This is a genomic window from Arthrobacter sp. B0427-1-12, from assembly GCF_059092905.1.
Genome location: NZ_JBNHIC010000068.1, coordinates 1 through 16649, shown reverse-complemented (window position 1 = coordinate 16649; position 16649 = coordinate 1). Strand labels below are relative to the sequence as shown.

Here is a 16649-nt window from a genome sequence, read left to right as displayed (position 1 = left end):
CCATGGCCGAGCCGAAGACCAGCCGGAGGATGAGGAGGATCTCGCCGTCGCTGGCGGGCAGGGCGTAGAAGGCCGACATCCACAGGCCGGACAGGGCGGCGATCAGGCCGGCGGGGACAAGAATGCGGCCGGCGCTGCGGTGCCAGTTGCGCCTGCCCCGCAGCGCGGGCACGAACTGGAACGCCCCGAGCAGGCAGTACACGGTGACGCTGACGATGTGCGCCACCACCGGAATGGGTGAGGCGAAGAACCGTGCGTTTTCCGGCGTGACGGCGGCACCGCCGGTCAGCTCGGTCACACGCAGCGACCCCTGGAGCACCGGGATGAGGCTCAGGAGGATCAGAGCGGCGGGCACGAGCCACCCGGGGCGGGGACGGCGGACGGGCACGGGAGTGCCGGCGGTTTCTGTTGTCATGGGATGATCCTTCGACCAGCGGTGTACGGCATACACCTGAGGCGGCCAACAGTAGGTATACGCCGTACACTTGTCAATAGAAGACAGGTCCGGCGGCTGTCCAGGGAAAGGCGGTGCAGATGGCTCAGCAGATCGACGTCAAGCGGCGCGGGCGCCTGAACAGGGACCGCGTGCTGGCCGCCGCCGTCGCACTTGCCGACGAAATCGGCATCCAGCCGCTGAGCATGCGCAGGCTGGCGCAGGAGCTTGGGGTGGTGCCGATGGCGCTCTATAAGCACGTGGCGAACAAGGATGAACTGCTCGACGGCATGATCGACGCCATCATCGGCGAGATCGATCCGCCCGTCCGCGGTGCCGGCTGGAAGAGCACGGTCCGGCAGCGGGTGCTTTCGGCCAGGGGGGTACTGCTGCGGCACCCATGGGCCCGTCAGGTGCTCGAATCCCGCACCAACCAGACTCCGGCAGTCCTCGAGTACACGGACAGCTTCATCGGCATGTTCCTGGCCGGCGGCTTCTCCGTCGACCTCACCCACCACGTCATGCACGCCCTGGGCAGCCGCATGTGGGGCTTCACCCAGGAACTGTTCCAGAACCCGGCCGGCCCGAAGGCGGGGGCCCCGGCCGTGCCGCCGGAGGCGATGGCCGCGGTGCTCAGGCAGATGGCCGAGCGATATCCGAACCTCACGCAGGTCGCCATGGCGGCAACACATGACGACGGCTCGGTGGTCGGGCACGGCTGTGACGACCAGTTCGAGTTCGAGTTCGCCCTCGACCTGCTCCTGGACGGCTTCGAGCGTCTCCACGGGCAGAACTGGACATCGAAGCAGGCCAAACTGGACCGTGGATAGCCGGCCCCTGCCGGCCACCTATCCTCATCCCGGAGATATACGAGGCACTGCTGCGGATTTACCTGCGGCGTGCCACAGGACCGACAACCGGCGGACTAAAACCCTCCACCCGGGCCGCGCGCCTCAACCCTGGCACCATCACCGGGTTTAGTTGGCTCGATGGTCTGCCTGCAACCAAAAGCACCGATAACAGCGCATGTGTTTGGAGCTATCCGGCGCAGCGTATTGGGCTTGGTTCTTGCTTCGCTGAGACCGGTGGCTGAGCGGCATTTTCCGCGGACAGGAGGGGCAGGTTCTGATGCACAGTATCCCCCCAGACGGGGAAGAAGAATTCAGCATCTCGGTCTCAGTCTGTTCAAAGGCTGCGAGGCCGTTGGCTTTCCCCGTCGGATTGCGGCGTTTTCTCTTCCTGGTGGAGGGGCAATAGCAATTCCCGCCTTCGGCCACGGTCGAGATCCCGTCGGCACCTTTGGAGGGCGTCGACGGGATCTATGCGGCAATGGAGTGATAGATCAGTTCGATGGCGGTCATCAGCCGGTGCCGGCTTGTCGGGCCGGACCAGTCGCCGCGGACCACGCCCTGGTAGTAGGCGGTGCCGTTGATCATGTCCAGCACCACGTCGATGTCAGCATCCTGCCGGATTTCTCCGTCGGCCTTTGCGCGTTTGAGCACCGCGGACATGTCCGTGCGGCGCCGGCTGACGTGCCGTTCCCAGTATTCGCGCTGCAGTTCGCAGTCCTGCAGCCCTAGGGCCAGACGGGTATTGATGAGCGCGAGGTTGGCGTCGCTGAGCGAATCCATCGCGTCGCCATAGGTGGCCTTCAGGGTTTCCAGCAGCGAACAGGCTTCCTTGACCTCCACCGGGGGCCGGTCAAAGTCCAGGGCGGCGACGATGATGGCTTTCCGATTTTCCCACCGCCGGTAGATCGCCGCGCGGCTGACGCCGCTGCGCCTGACCAGGTCTCCGATGGTGAAGTCGGAACCGGGCCCGTTCTCACGGATGAGTTCGACGGCGGACCGCAGCACGGCCTGTTCGATGCCGGCCTCGCGGGGGCGCCCCGGCCGGCGCCGGACGCCCTCCGCCGCCGCGCCCCCGGCCTGCTGCTCAGCTGTCGCGCTCGACAAGGCGGGCCTTGAGGACGCGGTCCAGTTCGTCGTCGTACCCGGCGGCGTGCAGAACCGTCACCACGCCGCCGTCCCCGTCCAGCGCCTCCAGCATCGCGCGCATGTTCTCCGCCTCCGCGCCAAGCATCGGGTGCCCGGCGTACCGGGCAAACACGCCCCCTTTGCTGCCGCCATGCTGGCGGTGCCGGGCCAGGCGGTCCAGGATCGCGGCAATGTTGGTGTGCGTCGCCGCATAGTCGGCCACGATCGTCTGCCGGTCCGCGCCGAGGCAGCTGAGCACGGCGGCTGCAAGGACCCCGGTGCGGTCCTTGCCGGCGGCGCAGTGGAAGAGCACGCCGCCGGCCGTGTCCGCGATGACACGCAGGGCCCGGACGATCGGGCGCGCTTGAAGGCGGAACAGCTGCGCATACCAGAGCCCGACGTCGCCGGCTGTGCGGATGGACCGGAACATCCGGCTCATCGCCTCCGGATCGGTGACCTGCTCGGTCAGCGGAATGTGGTGGTGCCCGATCGGGTGCCCCTGGCAGGGCCCGCGGCCGGTGAACTCCAGCTCCTCGGCCGAGCGCAGATCAATCACGGCGCGCAGGCCCAGTCCGGCGAGTTCACTTACCTGCTCGCCGGTGGCCATGCAGATGTCGTCGCTGCGCCACAGCACGCCCTCGCGTACCCTTCCGCCGGCCACGGGCAGGCCTCCGAAACCGCGCAGGTTGACCAGCGGAGAAAGAGGAACGGCGCCGGCGGGTGCCGGTGCGGTGGTTGATTCCATTAGCTGAGCTTCTTTCGGATCAGGGCGCTGACTCGGTCGATGATAGTCACCAGCACCACGATGCTGATGATGATGGCGAACATGTGGCCGTAGTCGTACAGGCGCATGGCGTTGGTCAGTTCCAGGCCGATGCCGCCGGCGCCCACGAGCCCCAGCACGGTTGCCCCGCGCACGTTGCCTTCGAACAGGAGCAGCGTGTAGCTGACCAGCAGCGGCGAGGCCTGCGGCAGCACCCCGTACATGATGGTTTGCCGGCGGTTGGCGCCGGTGGACTGCAGGGCCGTCAACGGTGCCTGCGGCACGGATTCCATGGATTCGGCGTACATTTTGGCGATGCCACCGATGGAGCCCAGCACGATGGCCAGGATGCCGGCGAACGGGCCAAGACCGACGGCGGAGACAAACATCAGCGCGAAGATCAGGTCCGGTATGGAGCGCAGGATGTTCAGCACGAAGCGCGTGGCCGTGTACAGCCAATGGGGTGCGATGTTGGAGGCGGCTCCGAAGCTGATCAGCAGGGAGAGCACAGCGCCGATCAAAGTTCCAAGGACGGCCATCTGCAGCGTCTCGGCCAGCAGGGAGATGACCACGTCCATCTTGTCGAAGGTCGGCGGCCACATCCGGACCAGGTAGTCGCCCATCCTGGGCAGGCCCTCGACCAGCTGCTGGAGGCTGAAACCGGATCCGCCCACGCTCCAGGCCACCGCACCGGCGACGACGATGAGGCTGAGGATTCCGCCGGGCCCGGGGGCCTGGAAGGGCCGGGAAAGCCGGAGCCGGTCCTGCTCGGAGAGGCTGTGCGCAGTGGTGCCGCGGGTCTGCTCAATGGTTGGCACCGGGTGCTCCTTCCTGGCCGGAGTCCTGGCCATGGAGGTCTTCCTGGCTGTAGATGTCACCGATCATCGCCGGCGTCAGCGTGTCAATCGCGCCGCTGTGGACGATCCTGCCGGAGTCCAGCGCCACAAAGCGGTCCGCGTAGCGGCGGGCGAGTTCGACGACGTGCAGGCTCACCACCACCGGAATGCCGTCCTCCCTGGCGATGCTGCGCATCAGGCCGAGCACCGATCCGGCGAGGCGCGGATCCAGTGAGGCGACCGGCTCGTCCGCGAGGATGATCCGCGGGCTTTGCATCAGGGCGCGGGCGATCGCCACCCGCTGCTGCTGTCCGCCGGACAGGCTGTCGGCGCGCTGCCCTGCCTTGTCTGCGAGCCCCACCCGGTCTAGCAGCTCCAGAGCACGGGTCCGCTGTCTGTGGCTGAACAGTCCGATCCGATTCAGGGCGCCGGCCTCATGGAGGCCGCCGGTAAGCACATTGGTCAGCGCGGAAAGCTGCGGAACCAGGTTGAAGTGCTGGAACACGTAACCGACGCGGGACCGCAGGGAGCGCAGTTCCGTGCCCTTGGCGGCCAGCACGTCCTGCCCGGCGACGGTCAGCTGGGTGGCCGTCGCCGGTGCCATCCCGGTGACGGCCTTCATGAGGGTGGACTTGCCGGAGCCGGAATGGCCCAGCAGGGCAACGACCTCTCCGGCGCGGACGTCGAGGGTGAACCCATCTAGGGCCGTAAACCCGTCGTTGTAGGTGACGGAAAGATCCTTCGCGACCAGAACCGGCCTGGCCAGCCCTGCGGCCCCGGTGGATGCCGTGTGGGCAGGCAGCGGTGCCGGGCCCGGCGCCGCCGTCGCATTTCCGGTCAGGTTCACCGCATATCCTCAAGGTCAACGCCCACGTTTTCGGCGACCTTCAGCAGCGGCTCATACGGGGCGATGCCCGGGTTCAGGATGTATTCATTGACGCCGCCCAGCGTGGCCAGATCCGGGTTCCCGGTCATCTTCTCCGGCAGTGTCTCCAGCAGATGCCGGCGGGTCGACTCGTCCAGGTCATTGCTGACCACGATGCCGACACCGACCGGGATCGGACCGGTTTCGCCGATCTGCTGGATATCCCCGGCGGTGAAGACGCCGGCCTCGATGAGCATGTCCGCGATGGAACTGCAGGCCACGTCGACTGAACCGTTGATCATGGCCAGCATCGCCGAGTCATGGCCGCCGGCGAAGGTGGACTGGTAGTCCTGCCCGTCCACCAGTCCGTTGTCCGCCAGCAGTGATTTGGGCATGAAGTAGCCGGTGGTGGATCCGGGGTCAACGAAGGCGACCTGCTTGCCGGCGACGTCATCGATCGACTCGATGCCGCTGCCCAGCTTGGAGTAACAGTACGATGCCGGCTTGTCATCACCCTTCCAGACCACCAGCGGATCCACCGAGCCGTTCTTGACCGCCAAGGCGGTGGAAAACGGGCTCATCAGGGCCACGTCGACATGTCCCTGCCTGACAGCCTCGACCACGCCGAGGTAGTCGGCGGGCATTTCCCGCTGGACTTCCTTACCGGTGGCCTCGGTGATCAGACCCTCAATGATCCCGGCCTCGACCAGGACATCCGGATCGTCGGTGCCCGGGGGCATGGCGAAGACCAGGGCATCGTCCGCGGTCGAGTCCGAGGAAGGGGCAGCGGATTCTGCACTGCCGCCACAGGCGGTGAGGGCAAGGACAGCGGCAGCGGCCAGGGAAAGGGCCGCGACGGGACGCTTTGACATGGAGGAACCTTCCGGAAACGAAATGAGCTGCGGATTCAGGGGCAATCGGCCCCTCAGCCAAGACTTTGCCGGGCGAAGATGTCCACGAATTTCGAGAACGCTTGACTCGAAATTACCGGAAGGTTAATTGCCGGCGCTCCAGCCAAAGGTCTCCGACGGAGCTGCCCGACGCGCACCGGCCCTTTCACCTACGTGCAAAATTTCCCGCCTCCCGTGCCGATAACAGCGCATATGACAGGTGTCATTCGGGCCGGCGGCTCGTCTGCCATTCCTTTGCTGCCCCGGCCTGCACCGGTTTAGGAGGGGTTTGAAAGCGCGGACTGGGCAGTGACCTGCCCGTTCTCAAGACGAGATTCATGCGGGTTAGCAGGCCAGCGTCACTCGCAGTGACGCTGGTCCCTCAGTCGCGGAGCCCGAACCGCTCGATGGCTTTCTCGCGCATCTCGACCTTCCGCACTTTCCCTGACACGGTCATGGGGAAGCTCTCACAAACTTCGACATACCTGGGGATCTTGTAGTGGGCCAGCCGGCCACGGCAGTACTCCCTTACGGCGGCGGCGTCCAGTGGCTTGGCGCCCGGATTGAGGATGATGCACGCCATCAGCTCCTCGCCGTACTTCTCGTCCGGGACACCGATCACCTGGACGTCCTGCACGCTTGGGTGCTGGTGCAGGAATTCCTCGATCTCGCGCGGGTAGATGTTCTCGCCGCCGCGGATGATCATGTCCTTGATGCGCCCCTCGATCACCAGGTAGCCGTCATTGTCCATTCGTGCGAGGTCACCGGTGTGCATCCAGCCCTCGGCGTCGATCACCTCGGCCGTTTTGTCCGGCTGGTCCCAGTAGCCGGCCATGACTGCGTAGCCCCGGGTGCACAGCTCGCCGATCTCGCCGCGCTCCACCGTAGCTCCTTTCGCGTCTATGACCTTGCTCTCGAGGTGTGGCATGGTGCGCCCGACGGTTCCGGTGCGGTGGGCGATCGAGTCGCCGAGCCGTGTCATGGTCGAAACCGGCGAGGTTTCAGTCATTCCGTAGCAGATTGCGACATCCTTCATGTGCATGTCGGTGATGACTCGCTTCATGATCTCGATCGGGCATGGTGACCCGGCCATGACCCCGGTGCGGAGGGTGTCCAGCCGGTACGTTTCGAAGTCGGGCAGTGCCAACTCTGTGATGAACATCATGGGGACGCCGTAAAGCGAGGTTCCGCCGAAGTCCTGAACAGCCCGGAGCGTCGCAGCGGCATTGAACCCACGGCCGGGCAGGATCGTGGCACAGCCGTGTGAGAACGCGCTGATGTTGCCGATCACCATGCCGAAGCAGTGGTAGAACGGCACCGGGATCACCACCCGGTCATCCGCGGTGTATCCCAGGAGTTCGCCCACCGAGAAACCGATGTTGAGGATGTTCCGGTGCGTGAGCGTCGCACCCTTGGGGAAGCCCGTGGTTCCGGATGTGTACTGGATGTTGATGACGTCGGCGGGCCGCAGGGTCGCGGCGCGCTCAGAGACGGCTGACGCCGGAACCTCCTCCGTCCGGGCGCCGAGGGCTTCCCAGGTGGTCTCTGCCGGGGACGCAGGTTCGCCTGCGACGAACGCAGAATCTCTGCTTGCTGCGGGGGTCGGAAGGAAGACGAGCTCATGGAGGTCCGGACACTCGGCCAGTGCCTGGCGTGCCATCGCGACGTAGTCGCTGTTCCGGTCCGATGGTGCGACCACGAGGGCGCGCATCCGATTCTGTCTGACGACGAAGATGAGCTCGTGGGTCCGGTAGGCGGGATTGACGTTGACAAGGATCGCACCGACCTTCGCGGCCGCGTACTGCAGGATCGTCCATTCGGCGCAGTTCGGGCTCCAGATCCCGATCCGCTCCCCCGCTGCGAAACCCGCGGCGAGGAGCCCGCGCGCGATGCGGCTGACGTCTTCGTCCAGTTTCCTGAACGTCCAGCGCCGCGCGGCGGCAGCGTCACCGTCGGCCGATGCCTCGATGAGCGCCTCACGGTCGCCGAATCGCTCCACGGTCCGGGCGAAGTTTTCTCCGACGGTCTCCTCGAGCAGCGGGGCGTCGGTCTCTCCGGCGGTGTGCGACAGCATGGCTCTCCTGATCCTCGTCGCTGGCGCAGGCGTCACTGCCGGCGGCTGTCAGCAGGCTAGCAAGGGACAATCTCAGGTGGGAAGGAGGTGACCCTACCCAAATGCCCGTGCGCCCGCCGCCTAACTAAGACGCCGATAGGCATACATGCGAGGCATTGGAGGTATTTCCCTTCCAAACCGGCATGCACGGCTGCGCGGACCATATGTTCAGCTGGCGGTTCGGAAGGCCGCTCGACCCGCACCCCGGCCTCCAATACATCTGCCGTGATCGTGGTGCCCGATGGAGCACAAGCTGCTGCCCGTAATTTAAGTCCACCACGGCCATGCCTTGGATGTAGTCGCGCTCAGTGGTCACGTCCGACCCTGGTCTCCGGGAAGCCAAACGCCGATATCAGCGCATATGACGAGTCGATTGGGCATGTGCGTAAGGAATCTTGTCGGGAGGCTTAAATACTGGCGTGAGCCAGAATCTGCAGACGCATGCCGCTCTGAAGGCGCCGGTGCAATCCTTGACTGAGCCTCGTCGTCGTTCTTATTGTCTTGCGGATGCTGCGGCTGACTTGGGCGTTCTGCAGGAAAGTTCATGGAAATCACGAGGCCGCTTTGCCGACCCGTCACCCGCCGGACAGGAGAAGGTCATCCTCGGCGGAGAACATCGATTGCTCGCCCAGCGCGTTGCCGGGCGTATCGATGACTCAAGGAGTTCCAGATGGATTTCAATCGCAGGCGCCTGCTGGCCGGATCGGCCGGGACAGGGGTGCTCGCCCTGGCCGGACTGGTGGCCAGCCCGGCCGCGTCAGCTGCACCTGCTGTTCAGACGGGCGGCAAGCTGCCTGTAGCGCCAGCAGGTACGCCCGCCGACGTCGCCCGGAATGAGAAATACTGGCTGAACGTGGCCAAGCACTTCGAGATGACCGACGCGACGGTCAACTTCGAGAACGGCTACTTCGGTGCGAACCCCGCCAGCGTGCGCACCGCGTACGCAGAGGCGACCGAGCGGATCGAGCTGGAGAACTCCTGGTACATGCGCCGCGAGTACGGCAAGGAAGCCCAGGCGGTGCGCGAACGGATCGCCGCCGAGGTAGGCTGCTCTGTGGACGAGATCGCCCTGACCCGCGGTGCCACCGAGGCGCTGCAGGCCTTGATCGGCGGATACAACAAGCTCGCCCCTGGCGACGCGGTCGCCTACGCCGACCTGGACTACGACTCGATGCAGTACGCGATGAACTGGCTGCGCGACCGCCGCGGCGTTGAGGTCATCCGCACGGCCATCCCCGAGCCGGCGACCCGGCAGAGCGTACTGGACCACTACGAGCAGCTGCTGACCGGCAACCCGAAGATCAAACTCCTGCTGCTCACCCACGTCTCGCACCGGACGGGGCTGGTCCCGCCGATCGCCGAGATCTCCACGATGGCCGCCGAACGCGGCGTGGACACCGTGATCGACGCCGCCCATTCCTGGGGCCAGCTGGACTTCAACGTCACCGACTTGAAGAGCCCGTTCGTCGGGTTCAACCTGCACAAGTGGATCGGCGCCCCGCTGGGCGGAGGCTTCCTCTACATCCGCAAGGACCGACTGGCCGGCATCGACCGGCACTTTGCGGACGAGGATTACGGGGCCAACGACATCCGCTCGCGTATCCACACCGGCACGTCCAACTCCGCGAACCTCCTCGCCGTGCCCGCCGCGCTGGACTTCCACCGGGCGGTCGGCGCCGCCAACAAGCAGGCCCGACTGCGGCTGCTGCGCGACCGCTGGGTGCAGCAGGTCCTCGACGTGCCGAACCTGCAGATCCTCACGCCCGAGGACCCGAACATGTACGGCGCGCTGACGTCCTTCCGGATCGACGGCAACACCACCAACGCACAGTCCTCGGCCATCACCGAGTACCTGACCGAGGAATGGGGCGTGTTCACCGTCCGCCGCGGCGGGGTGGAACGCGGCGAGGTCATCCGCGTGACGCCGGCGCTGTACAACACGCTGGAGGACGCCGACCTCTTTGCCCGGGCCCTCCGCGCTGCGGCCGCGAGGTTCTGACCAAGGCGGCCGGCGCGTGGCCGATGTAGGCGACATCGTCGCTGCCTAACACCCGGGACCACGGCCTCGTCTTGGCGACTACATCTACGAAAAGGCAGTCCCGGCCACCGTAGCGTCGGGCTACGGCTTGGCGCGCAGCCCGGCATTGAAGCTGCGAAAACCCGATTTCCCGACAGAGGACCGGAAGGCCAACCAGTCATACCCGGCCGCCATAACTGGAACACCTCGTCGCTGCCCCGCAGCGACGAAGCCACGGTCGAGACCAGCGCTGCCGGGATCTACCGGCAATACATGACCAATTTCGAAACGACGCGGGCCGCCGCCCAGCAGCCGGTGCCAGCATCTGCTCAGCACAGCGAGTAAAGGCGAACGCCGATAACAGCGCATATGTGAGGTGTGGCCGTGGGCGGCACAGCCTCCGGACACACCTGTGGGGTCCCGTCGCGCAATCGGACGGAACCCCACAGAGCCAACGGATCAGCCGGTCATCACCGGTCGTAGCGTGCCACCAGGCGGCCGGAGACGCCACCCCTGGCCAGGCGGTCCAGACCGTCAGGAATGTCCTCGAAGCCAACGTTCGAAGAGACGATCTCCAGCTGCCCGGAGTCGATCATCTCCAGCACATTCTTCAGGTGCTCGGGGTTTCCGACGGGAGTGGAGCCCTGAAGGGTGATGGCTCTGGTGATGAAGCCGAAGGACTCGAATTCGAACGTGGTCTTCCCCAAGCCGACCAGGACCACCTTGCCGCCGTCCTTGACGGCATCGAATGCGCCGACGGTGGTGGTGCCGAAGCCGGCGAAATCGACCACGACATCCAGGTCTTCACCCTTGAGTTCGCTGATGTCCTTGACCACGCGGGACACACCCCGGTCCTTTGCGGCCTGCCACACGTCTTCACGCGGCTCGATGCCGATGACTTCGGCACCCTTGATCACGGCGATGCGGGCGCCGGTCAGTCCCAGACCGCCCAGCCCGAGGATGCCCACCCGCATCCCTTTCCCGACCCCGCCGTGGACAACCACGCCGCTGTATGAGGTGACCCCGGCATCGGTTGCTGCGGCCGCCTGGGACCACTCCACGTTGCCGGGCTTGTGGACCAGGCTGTCGACCTTGCCGATGACGTATTCACCGAAGCCGCCATCGCGGGTGACTCCGGGTGCATCCGAGGCAACCACTCCCTGAGCGACTTCGTCGCCCACCTTGAACCCGGTGACGCCTTCGCCGACTTCCTCAACGACTCCGGCCACTTCGTGCCCCAGCACGATGGGCAGATCGACGATGATGGGGATTTCGCCTTGCACGTATCCCACATCACTGTGGCAGATGCCGGCGGCAGTGACCTTGATCAGAACCTCACCCGGACCAGGTGAGGGTTTGGCCAGGTCCTGAAGCTTCAGATCCTTGTTGATCCCTTCCATAACCCATGCCTTCATGGTTCCTCCTAGGGTAGGCGAACGCACATCATTTACATGCTCGCTCGGCGGTGTTCCCGATCATGCACTTTTGATGCATATGCATACATGCTGCCTCGCTTCTGATGACATGTCAACTAAATAGGCAGAGCAGGAAACCCCTCCGGAGCCCGGCACCGCGTGCTGAGGGCAGGTTCGAGTCCACTGTGCGGATCCTGGCGCGCACTCTCAATGGCCGACTTCCTTACCGGCCGGCGGGAGCAGGAGAGACTGATAAAGGGCCCGCAACCCTGGCGGAATGACCGGTCGCGGCGGCCTTGGATCCCCCGCGGTGCGCCGCTCCGGATACGGGCCTGCGGCTCGAGAATTCCTGCCCGTACCGGACTTTCCCGGCCATGGTCTCCCATCCGGATGCACATCCGGAATCGGAGCATGAGGACAGTTTCCCCGGTTTTAGCTCTAAGTGCCCGGGGTGCGTCGACCGCACCGTGATCTGTTGACCGGGTCTATAGGGGCGTCCGTTGGGGCGCCCCTATAGACCCGGTACTGCCTTCGCCTACTTGCCGGGGACGATGAGTCCGGCACCGCTGGTGCGGGCGGCCTCGAAGCGGGCTGCGGCGTCGGCCCAGTTGACGATGTTCCAGAACGCCTTGACGTAGTCCGCCTTGACGTTGACGTAGTCCAGGTAGAAGGCGTGCTCCCACATGTCCAGCATCAGCACCGGGACGGTGCCGACCGGAATGTTGCCCTGCTGGTCGTAGAGCTGCTCGATGACCAGGTTCTTGCCCAGCGACTCCCAGGCCAGCACGGCCCAGCCGGAGCCCTGCAGGGAGGTGGCTGCGGCGGTGAACTGGCCGCGGAAGGCATCGAAGCTGCCGAAGGCGTCATCGATCGCTGCGGCCAGCTCGCCCTCGGGCTTGTCGCCGCCCTCCGGGGAGAGGTTGTTCCAGAAGACCGAGTGGTTCGTGTGGCCGCCCAGGTGGAAGGCCAGGTCCTTGGACAGCTTGGGGATGTTGCCGAACTCGCCCTTGTCCCGGGCCTCGGCCAGCTGCTCCAGCGCGGTGTTGGCGCCGGCCACGTACGTGGCGTGGTGCTTGGAGTGGTGCAACTCCATGATCCGGGCCGAGATGTGCGGCTCCAGGGCGGCGTAGTCGTATGGCAGTTCCGGGAGGGTGTACTTGTTCATCGTGTCCTCTTTCTCGTTTTTTGCAGGGGTTTATTGGGCGGCGAGCAGGCGCTCGACGCGGGGTTTGACCTCGGTGGCCAGCAGGGTGAGGGACTCGAGGAAGTGTTCATGGGGCAGGCCGCCGATGTCCATTTGCAGGAAGTGGCGCATGTGGCCCAGGTAGCCGTGCAGGTGGACGATGCGTTCGGCGACCTCGTCCGGGTCCCCGATGTAGTAGGCTCCGGGGGCTTCGGCCTGGGCCAGGTAGGCGCGCTTGTCCGGGGCGGGCCAGCCGCGCAGCCGGCCCATCTCGATGTTGAGGTTGTGCCAGCCGGGGTAGAACCGTTCCAGGGCCTCCTTCTTCGTGGGGGCGACCAGCCCGAGCGCGGCGACGGAGACCTTGATGGTCTCGCCGGCGTGGCCGGCCTGGGCTGCGGTGGCCCGGTAGAGCTCGGCCAGCGGGGCGAAGCGGTGCGGGGCGCCGCCGATGATGCCGTAGGAGACGGGCAGGCCCAGCTGGCCGGCGCGGGCGGAGGATCCGGCGTTGCCGCCGGTGGCCAGCCAGATCGGCAGCCGGCCGTTCACGGGCCGGGGCACGACCGCGAGGTTGGCCAGCGCCGGACGGCGGGAGCCGGACCAGGTCACGTATTCGTCGTTGTTTCCGTTGATGGTCATCAGCAGGTCGAGTTTTTCGGCGTAGAGCTGGTCGTAGTCGGTCATGTCGTAGCCGAACAGGGGGAAGGTTTCGACCGAGGATCCGCGGCCGGCGGTGATCTCGACCCGCCCGCCGCCGGATACCGCGTCGGCGGTGGCGAACTGCTGGAAGACCCGGACCGGGTCGTCGGTGCCGATGATGCTTGCCGCGCTGCCGAGCGTGATCTGTCCGGTGGCCGCGGCGGCTGCGGCGATGAGCGCTCCGGGGGATGAGGCGGGCATGGACGTGGTGTGGTGTTCGCCGATGCCGAAGTAGTCGAGTCCGGCCCGGTCTGCGTGGATGATGGCCTCGAACAGGTTGCTGATGGCCTCGGAGGTGGAGCGTGGGGTGCCGTCGGGGTTGAGTTGGGTGTCGCCGAAGCTGTAGGCGCCGATTTCCATGATGTTTTTCCTGGGCTTTCGTCAGTGAGTGGTCAGAAGGGGTGGCCGGGATCTAGCTTCGGCTTGGTGCGCAGGCATCGGCCAGCAGGGTGTCGAGCTGGCCGGCGGTGTGGGATCCGTTGAAGATCTCGGTGCCGGGCTGGAAGGCCCGTCCCGCGGCCAGGGGTCCGGCGTCGACCGGGTCGTAGCCCAGCCGGTCGATGAAGCCGGCGACGAGGGCCTTGGCGTCGTCGTGGTCGCCGGCCAGGGCCAGGGCACGGCGGCCGGGGGTGCCGGATTCCTGGCCGTCTTCTTCGAGTTCGTGGTAGCCGATGTGGTTCAGTGACTTGACCAGTCCGGCGCCGGGCAGGAAGGCCTGGATGATTTCGCTGCTGGTGCGGGGGTCGTTTTCGAAGTCGTCGACCTGCCCGTCGGTGGGTGCCCAGTAGTTCATGGCGTCGATAACGGTCCTGCCGGCCAGCAGGTCCGGGTTAAGCGTGCGGTACTTGTGCAGCGGAACCGCGATGACCACCAGGTCCGCCGCCGCGGCCTCGGCGGCGTCAACGGCCACCGCGCCCGGGGTGATGATCTCCACGAGCAGGGAAATCTCTGCGGCGGGCCTGGAGGTGGCGATCTTCACCCGGTACCCGGCCTTGATGGCCTGGCGGGCCACGGCGGTACCGACGCGTCCGGCACCGAGGATCCCGACAGTGCGGACGTCGTCTGTTTGGGTGCTCATGCGTGGGCTCCTTCACGGGCAGGTGCGGGGGTGTTCGTTGCAGTGGCCGGGGCGGGTCCGAGTTCGGCGTCGACCAGTGGCTTGACCTGGGTGCCGAGCAGTTCGATGGAGTGCAGCAGGTCCTGGTGCGGGACGTGCCCGTAGTCCATTTCCAGGATCTGGCGGTCGTGGCCCATGGCACGGTGCAGGTTGACGAGGCGTTCGGCGATTTCCTCCGGGTGGCCGACGAACAGGGCACCGGCCCCGGTGGCGGTCTGCTGGTAGCGGTCCCGGCTCATCATCGGGAAGCCGCGCTGGGCGGAGATCATTTCCATCCGGGTGCTCCAGTGCCCCCACCACATGTCCCGGGTCTTCTGCCCGTCATCGCCGAGAAACCCGGGGTCGGCGATCCCGACCCGGATCTTGTCGGCCGGGGTGTTCGACTGGGCCGCGGCCTGCCGGTAGAGGTCGGCCAGCGGGGCGAACTTCGCCGGCTGGCCGCCGATGATCCCGTAGATCACCGGATGGCCTCGACCAGGTTGCGCATCGCCTCCGCGGTCGAGCCCAGTTCCCCCGTCACCGGGTCCTTCTGCACGTCCCCGAAGCTGTAGACGCCAAGCTCCATGACCAACTCCAAATCCTCAAATATGTTGTTGAACAGACTATATTCCTAATAGAACATCTGTGCAAATGCGTATCTTGCGGTAGGATGAGGGCATGAGTGAGAGCCTGCACGCCGTCCGGAACAGTCCCGCTGCCGCCCCGCCCGGAGACCTGGGCTGGCATTTGGGCATGGTGCTGCGCGGTTACCAGTCCCGCTTCGAAGACGCCGTCGAGGGCCTGCCGGCAGGAATCCGCGGCTACCAGATACTCTCCACAGTCATCCACCGCGACCCGCCGAACCAGCAGGCCCTGGGAGCCCATCTGGCCATCGACCGGACGGTCCTGACCTACCTGCTGGACACCCTGGTGGACGCCGGAGTCGTCGAACGCGTCCCGGCCCCCTCGGACCGCAGGGCACGCAAAATCGTGGCCACCGACAACGGCCGGGCACTTCTGGCCCGGTACGAGGAGCGGGTGGCCGCTGCCGAAGCCGGGCTGCTGTCCGGACTCAAGGCCTCCGAAGCGGACACGCTGGCCGCGCTGATCGCCCGCCTGGCCATGGACGTCCACCGCGCCCAGCCCGGCTCCAGCCCCTGCGAAGCCATGGACCACCTGCCCTAGAACGAATCCGGCACCTTGCCAAAACCCCGCCCCCGGCACATCCGGCGGCAGTGTGCCTGACCGGGTTTGGCGGCAGCTCCCCTGCCGGCGCCCTGAACCAGCCGGGTACGTTGCCCAGGCCCACGCCGGAGGAATCCCGGTTTAGCAGGCCGTGGCGCTTCATGCGGCTGCACCTGGCCCTTGCCTCTCTGGCTACAACACACAGCGACACCAAACGCCGATAACAGCGCATACGTAAACCGGTCCGGAGAATGGCGACCGGCTGAACGGTGGGCACGCCGTTCCCCTACGATGCAAAGCGCCCCCGGACCCTGAGTGAGGGGTCCGGGGGCGCTGCTCGTTCAAAGATCTTTAGATGGGGCGGATGTTTTCGGCCTGCAGCCCCTTGGGCCCCTGGACGACGTCGAATTCGACCCGCTGGTTTTCCTCCAGGGAACGGTAGCCGCTGGCGGTGATCTGCGAGAAGTGCGCGAACACGTCCTGCCCGTTGTCATCCTGGGCGATGAAGCCGAAACCCTTGTCGGCGTTAAACCATTTCACGATGCCTGTTGCCATGCTGTTTTATCCTTCTTGGCCGCACCGTCGGCTCCACCGTCGGGAACCTGATCCGCGGGCGTCCACTTCCAACCTAGCGGACCGGCGCCGCTGCGGCACCCCCGTCAACTGCCGTACGGCCGGATCATAAATTCATACAGGCCGATAACAGCGCATATGAAACCTGCGGCTCGGGGTGGAGCCGCGGACCTGCCGATCCAGCACGCGCCTGTGGGCGGCTCTGGCCTGTCAGGCCGTGCCGGGATGGGTTTGAGGTCGGTTTCGCCGCGCCCGCCCGCGAGCCCTGGGATTGAGGGTCCCGGGTTTGAGGGCCCTGCGCGGGCTGCTGCCGGCGTTCAGTACCTGCAGGCCGATGTAGAGCAGCGCAACGGCCTGGACGGTGGCCGCAAGGGGTGGGAAGACAACGCTGTAGGGCAGGAAGATCGGTATTCCCAGTCCGACGAACATCGCCACCGCCGGCCACCAGGGCAGCACACCGCTGCGCCACAGTGCCAGCAGCAGCAGCGGCCATGCGACGAGCGTGACGAACACGGCCGGACGGTCAATGGCGGCATACGCCAGCCCGCTCGGATAGTCGGCGGCGATGGCGGCAAGCTGTGCGGCGGGGACCTCCGCGGCATCGGCGG

General features: G+C 66.1%; 17 protein-coding genes. 3 read left to right on the top strand and 14 right to left on the bottom strand.

Features of this window, described 5'->3' with window-relative positions:
- Positions 1-415 (bottom strand): DUF2306 domain-containing protein (locus tag AC5RWU_RS21735; RefSeq protein WP_494037253.1); only part of this gene is annotated, 415 nt, incomplete at its 3' end.
- Between the two features lie 119 nt (positions 416-534).
- On the opposite strand from AC5RWU_RS21735, the gene AC5RWU_RS21730 reads away from it, so the two are divergent.
- Positions 535-1263 (top strand): TetR/AcrR family transcriptional regulator C-terminal domain-containing protein, encoded by a 729-nt coding sequence (locus tag AC5RWU_RS21730; RefSeq protein ID WP_494032954.1) that lies wholly within the window; start codon positions 535-537, stop codon positions 1261-1263.
- A gap of 489 nt (positions 1264-1752) precedes the next feature.
- On the opposite strand, the gene AC5RWU_RS21725 is transcribed toward AC5RWU_RS21730, so the two are convergent.
- The 6 genes from AC5RWU_RS21725 to AC5RWU_RS21700 all read right to left on the bottom strand — a co-directional run bounded on the left by AC5RWU_RS21725 (position 1753) and on the right by AC5RWU_RS21700 (position 7837).
- Positions 1753-2388 (bottom strand): TetR/AcrR family transcriptional regulator, encoded by a 636-nt coding sequence (locus tag AC5RWU_RS21725; RefSeq protein WP_494032953.1) that lies wholly within the window; start codon positions 2386-2388, stop codon positions 1753-1755.
- A complete protein-coding gene (locus tag AC5RWU_RS21720; protein WP_494032952.1) occupies positions 2369-3154 on the bottom strand; it encodes a tyrosine-protein phosphatase in 786 nt (261 codons plus the stop codon). The genes AC5RWU_RS21725 and AC5RWU_RS21720 overlap by 20 nt, the downstream gene beginning before the upstream one ends.
- The gene (gene phnE / locus AC5RWU_RS21715; protein WP_494032951.1) at positions 3154-3990 is read right to left on the bottom strand and encodes a phosphonate ABC transporter, permease protein PhnE; all 837 of its coding nucleotides are present in this window, start codon (positions 3988-3990) and stop codon (positions 3154-3156) included. Before phnE ends, AC5RWU_RS21720 begins: the two co-directional genes overlap by 1 nt.
- The gene (phnC, locus tag AC5RWU_RS21710) at positions 3977-4855 is read right to left on the bottom strand and encodes a phosphonate ABC transporter ATP-binding protein (protein ID WP_494032950.1); all 879 of its coding nucleotides are present in this window, start codon (positions 4853-4855) and stop codon (positions 3977-3979) included. The genes phnE and phnC overlap by 14 nt, the downstream gene beginning before the upstream one ends.
- Entirely contained in the window at positions 4852-5745 is an 894-nt protein-coding gene (phnD, locus tag AC5RWU_RS21705) for a phosphate/phosphite/phosphonate ABC transporter substrate-binding protein (RefSeq protein ID WP_494032949.1), read from the bottom strand. The genes phnC and phnD overlap by 4 nt, the downstream gene beginning before the upstream one ends.
- A 400-nt stretch (positions 5746-6145) precedes the next feature.
- Positions 6146-7837 carry an AMP-binding protein gene (locus tag AC5RWU_RS21700; protein ID WP_494032948.1) on the bottom strand — a complete coding sequence of 564 codons (1692 nt, stop codon included), beginning with the start codon at positions 7835-7837 and terminating at the stop codon, positions 6146-6148.
- Between the two features lie 709 nt (positions 7838-8546).
- On the opposite strand from AC5RWU_RS21700, the gene AC5RWU_RS21695 reads away from it, so the two are divergent.
- Positions 8547-9875, top strand: a complete 1329-nt coding sequence (locus AC5RWU_RS21695; RefSeq protein ID WP_494032947.1) for an aminotransferase class V-fold PLP-dependent enzyme — start codon at positions 8547-8549, stop codon at positions 9873-9875.
- A gap of 488 nt (positions 9876-10363) precedes the next feature.
- Here the strand turns inward: AC5RWU_RS21695 and AC5RWU_RS21690 are convergent, their stop codons facing one another.
- From AC5RWU_RS21690 to AC5RWU_RS21670, 5 genes are all read right to left on the bottom strand, one after another.
- Positions 10364-11308 (bottom strand): alcohol dehydrogenase catalytic domain-containing protein, encoded by a 945-nt coding sequence (locus AC5RWU_RS21690; RefSeq protein ID WP_494032946.1) that lies wholly within the window; start codon positions 11306-11308, stop codon positions 10364-10366.
- Between the two features lie 535 nt (positions 11309-11843).
- On the bottom strand, positions 11844-12473 hold the full coding sequence (locus AC5RWU_RS21685; RefSeq protein WP_494032945.1) for a superoxide dismutase: 630 nt from the start codon (positions 12471-12473) through the stop codon (positions 11844-11846).
- A gap of 30 nt (positions 12474-12503) precedes the next feature.
- The gene (locus tag AC5RWU_RS21680) at positions 12504-13547 is read right to left on the bottom strand and encodes an LLM class flavin-dependent oxidoreductase (protein ID WP_494032944.1); all 1044 of its coding nucleotides are present in this window, start codon (positions 13545-13547) and stop codon (positions 12504-12506) included.
- A 52-nt stretch (positions 13548-13599) separates the two neighbouring features.
- Positions 13600-14265 carry an NADPH-dependent F420 reductase gene (locus tag AC5RWU_RS21675; RefSeq protein WP_494032943.1) on the bottom strand — a complete coding sequence of 222 codons (666 nt, stop codon included), beginning with the start codon at positions 14263-14265 and terminating at the stop codon, positions 13600-13602.
- The gene (locus tag AC5RWU_RS21670) at positions 14262-14765 is read right to left on the bottom strand and encodes an LLM class flavin-dependent oxidoreductase (RefSeq protein ID WP_494032942.1); all 504 of its coding nucleotides are present in this window, start codon (positions 14763-14765) and stop codon (positions 14262-14264) included. The genes AC5RWU_RS21675 and AC5RWU_RS21670 overlap by 4 nt, the downstream gene beginning before the upstream one ends.
- 196 nt (positions 14766-14961) lie before the next feature.
- Between AC5RWU_RS21670 and AC5RWU_RS21665 the strand changes: the two genes are divergently transcribed.
- Positions 14962-15468, top strand: a complete 507-nt coding sequence (locus AC5RWU_RS21665; RefSeq protein WP_494032941.1) for a MarR family winged helix-turn-helix transcriptional regulator — start codon at positions 14962-14964, stop codon at positions 15466-15468.
- Between the two features lie 351 nt (positions 15469-15819).
- Here the strand turns inward: AC5RWU_RS21665 and AC5RWU_RS21660 are convergent, their stop codons facing one another.
- Together AC5RWU_RS21660 and AC5RWU_RS21655 are read right to left on the bottom strand one after the other, a co-directional pair.
- Positions 15820-16023, bottom strand: a complete 204-nt coding sequence (locus tag AC5RWU_RS21660) for a cold-shock protein (protein ID WP_494032940.1) — start codon at positions 16021-16023, stop codon at positions 15820-15822.
- A 228-nt stretch (positions 16024-16251) separates the two neighbouring features.
- Positions 16252-16649, bottom strand: a 398-nt coding sequence (locus AC5RWU_RS21655) for a hypothetical protein (RefSeq protein WP_494037252.1), incomplete at its 5' end; no start/stop codon positions are given.

Bases quoted from the DNA above. Each gene is read 5' to 3' on its own strand.
- AC5RWU_RS21685 (WP_494032945.1), bottom strand. From the start codon at position 12,473: ATGAACAAGTACACCCTCCCGGAACTGCCATACGACTACGCCGCCCTG.
- AC5RWU_RS21730 (WP_494032954.1), top strand. From the start codon at position 535: ATGGCTCAGCAGATCGACGTCAAGCGGCGCGGGCGCCTGAACAGGGAC.
- AC5RWU_RS21665 (WP_494032941.1), top strand. From the start codon at position 14,962: ATGAGTGAGAGCCTGCACGCCGTCCGGAACAGTCCCGCTGCCGCCCCG.
- AC5RWU_RS21680 (WP_494032944.1), bottom strand. From the start codon at position 13,547: ATGGAAATCGGCGCCTACAGCTTCGGCGACACCCAACTCAACCCCGAC.
- AC5RWU_RS21675 (WP_494032943.1), bottom strand. From the start codon at position 14,265: ATGAGCACCCAAACAGACGACGTCCGCACTGTCGGGATCCTCGGTGCC.
- phnD (WP_494032949.1), bottom strand. From the start codon at position 5,745: ATGTCAAAGCGTCCCGTCGCGGCCCTTTCCCTGGCCGCTGCCGCTGTC.
- AC5RWU_RS21660 (WP_494032940.1), bottom strand. From the start codon at position 16,023: ATGGCAACAGGCATCGTGAAATGGTTTAACGCCGACAAGGGTTTCGGC.
- AC5RWU_RS21700 (WP_494032948.1), bottom strand. From the start codon at position 7,837: ATGCTGTCGCACACCGCCGGAGAGACCGACGCCCCGCTGCTCGAGGAG.
- AC5RWU_RS21720 (WP_494032952.1), bottom strand. From the start codon at position 3,154: ATGGAATCAACCACCGCACCGGCACCCGCCGGCGCCGTTCCTCTTTCT.
- AC5RWU_RS21695 (WP_494032947.1), top strand. From the start codon at position 8,547: ATGGATTTCAATCGCAGGCGCCTGCTGGCCGGATCGGCCGGGACAGGG.
- AC5RWU_RS21690 (WP_494032946.1), bottom strand. From the start codon at position 11,308: ATGAAGGCATGGGTTATGGAAGGGATCAACAAGGATCTGAAGCTTCAG.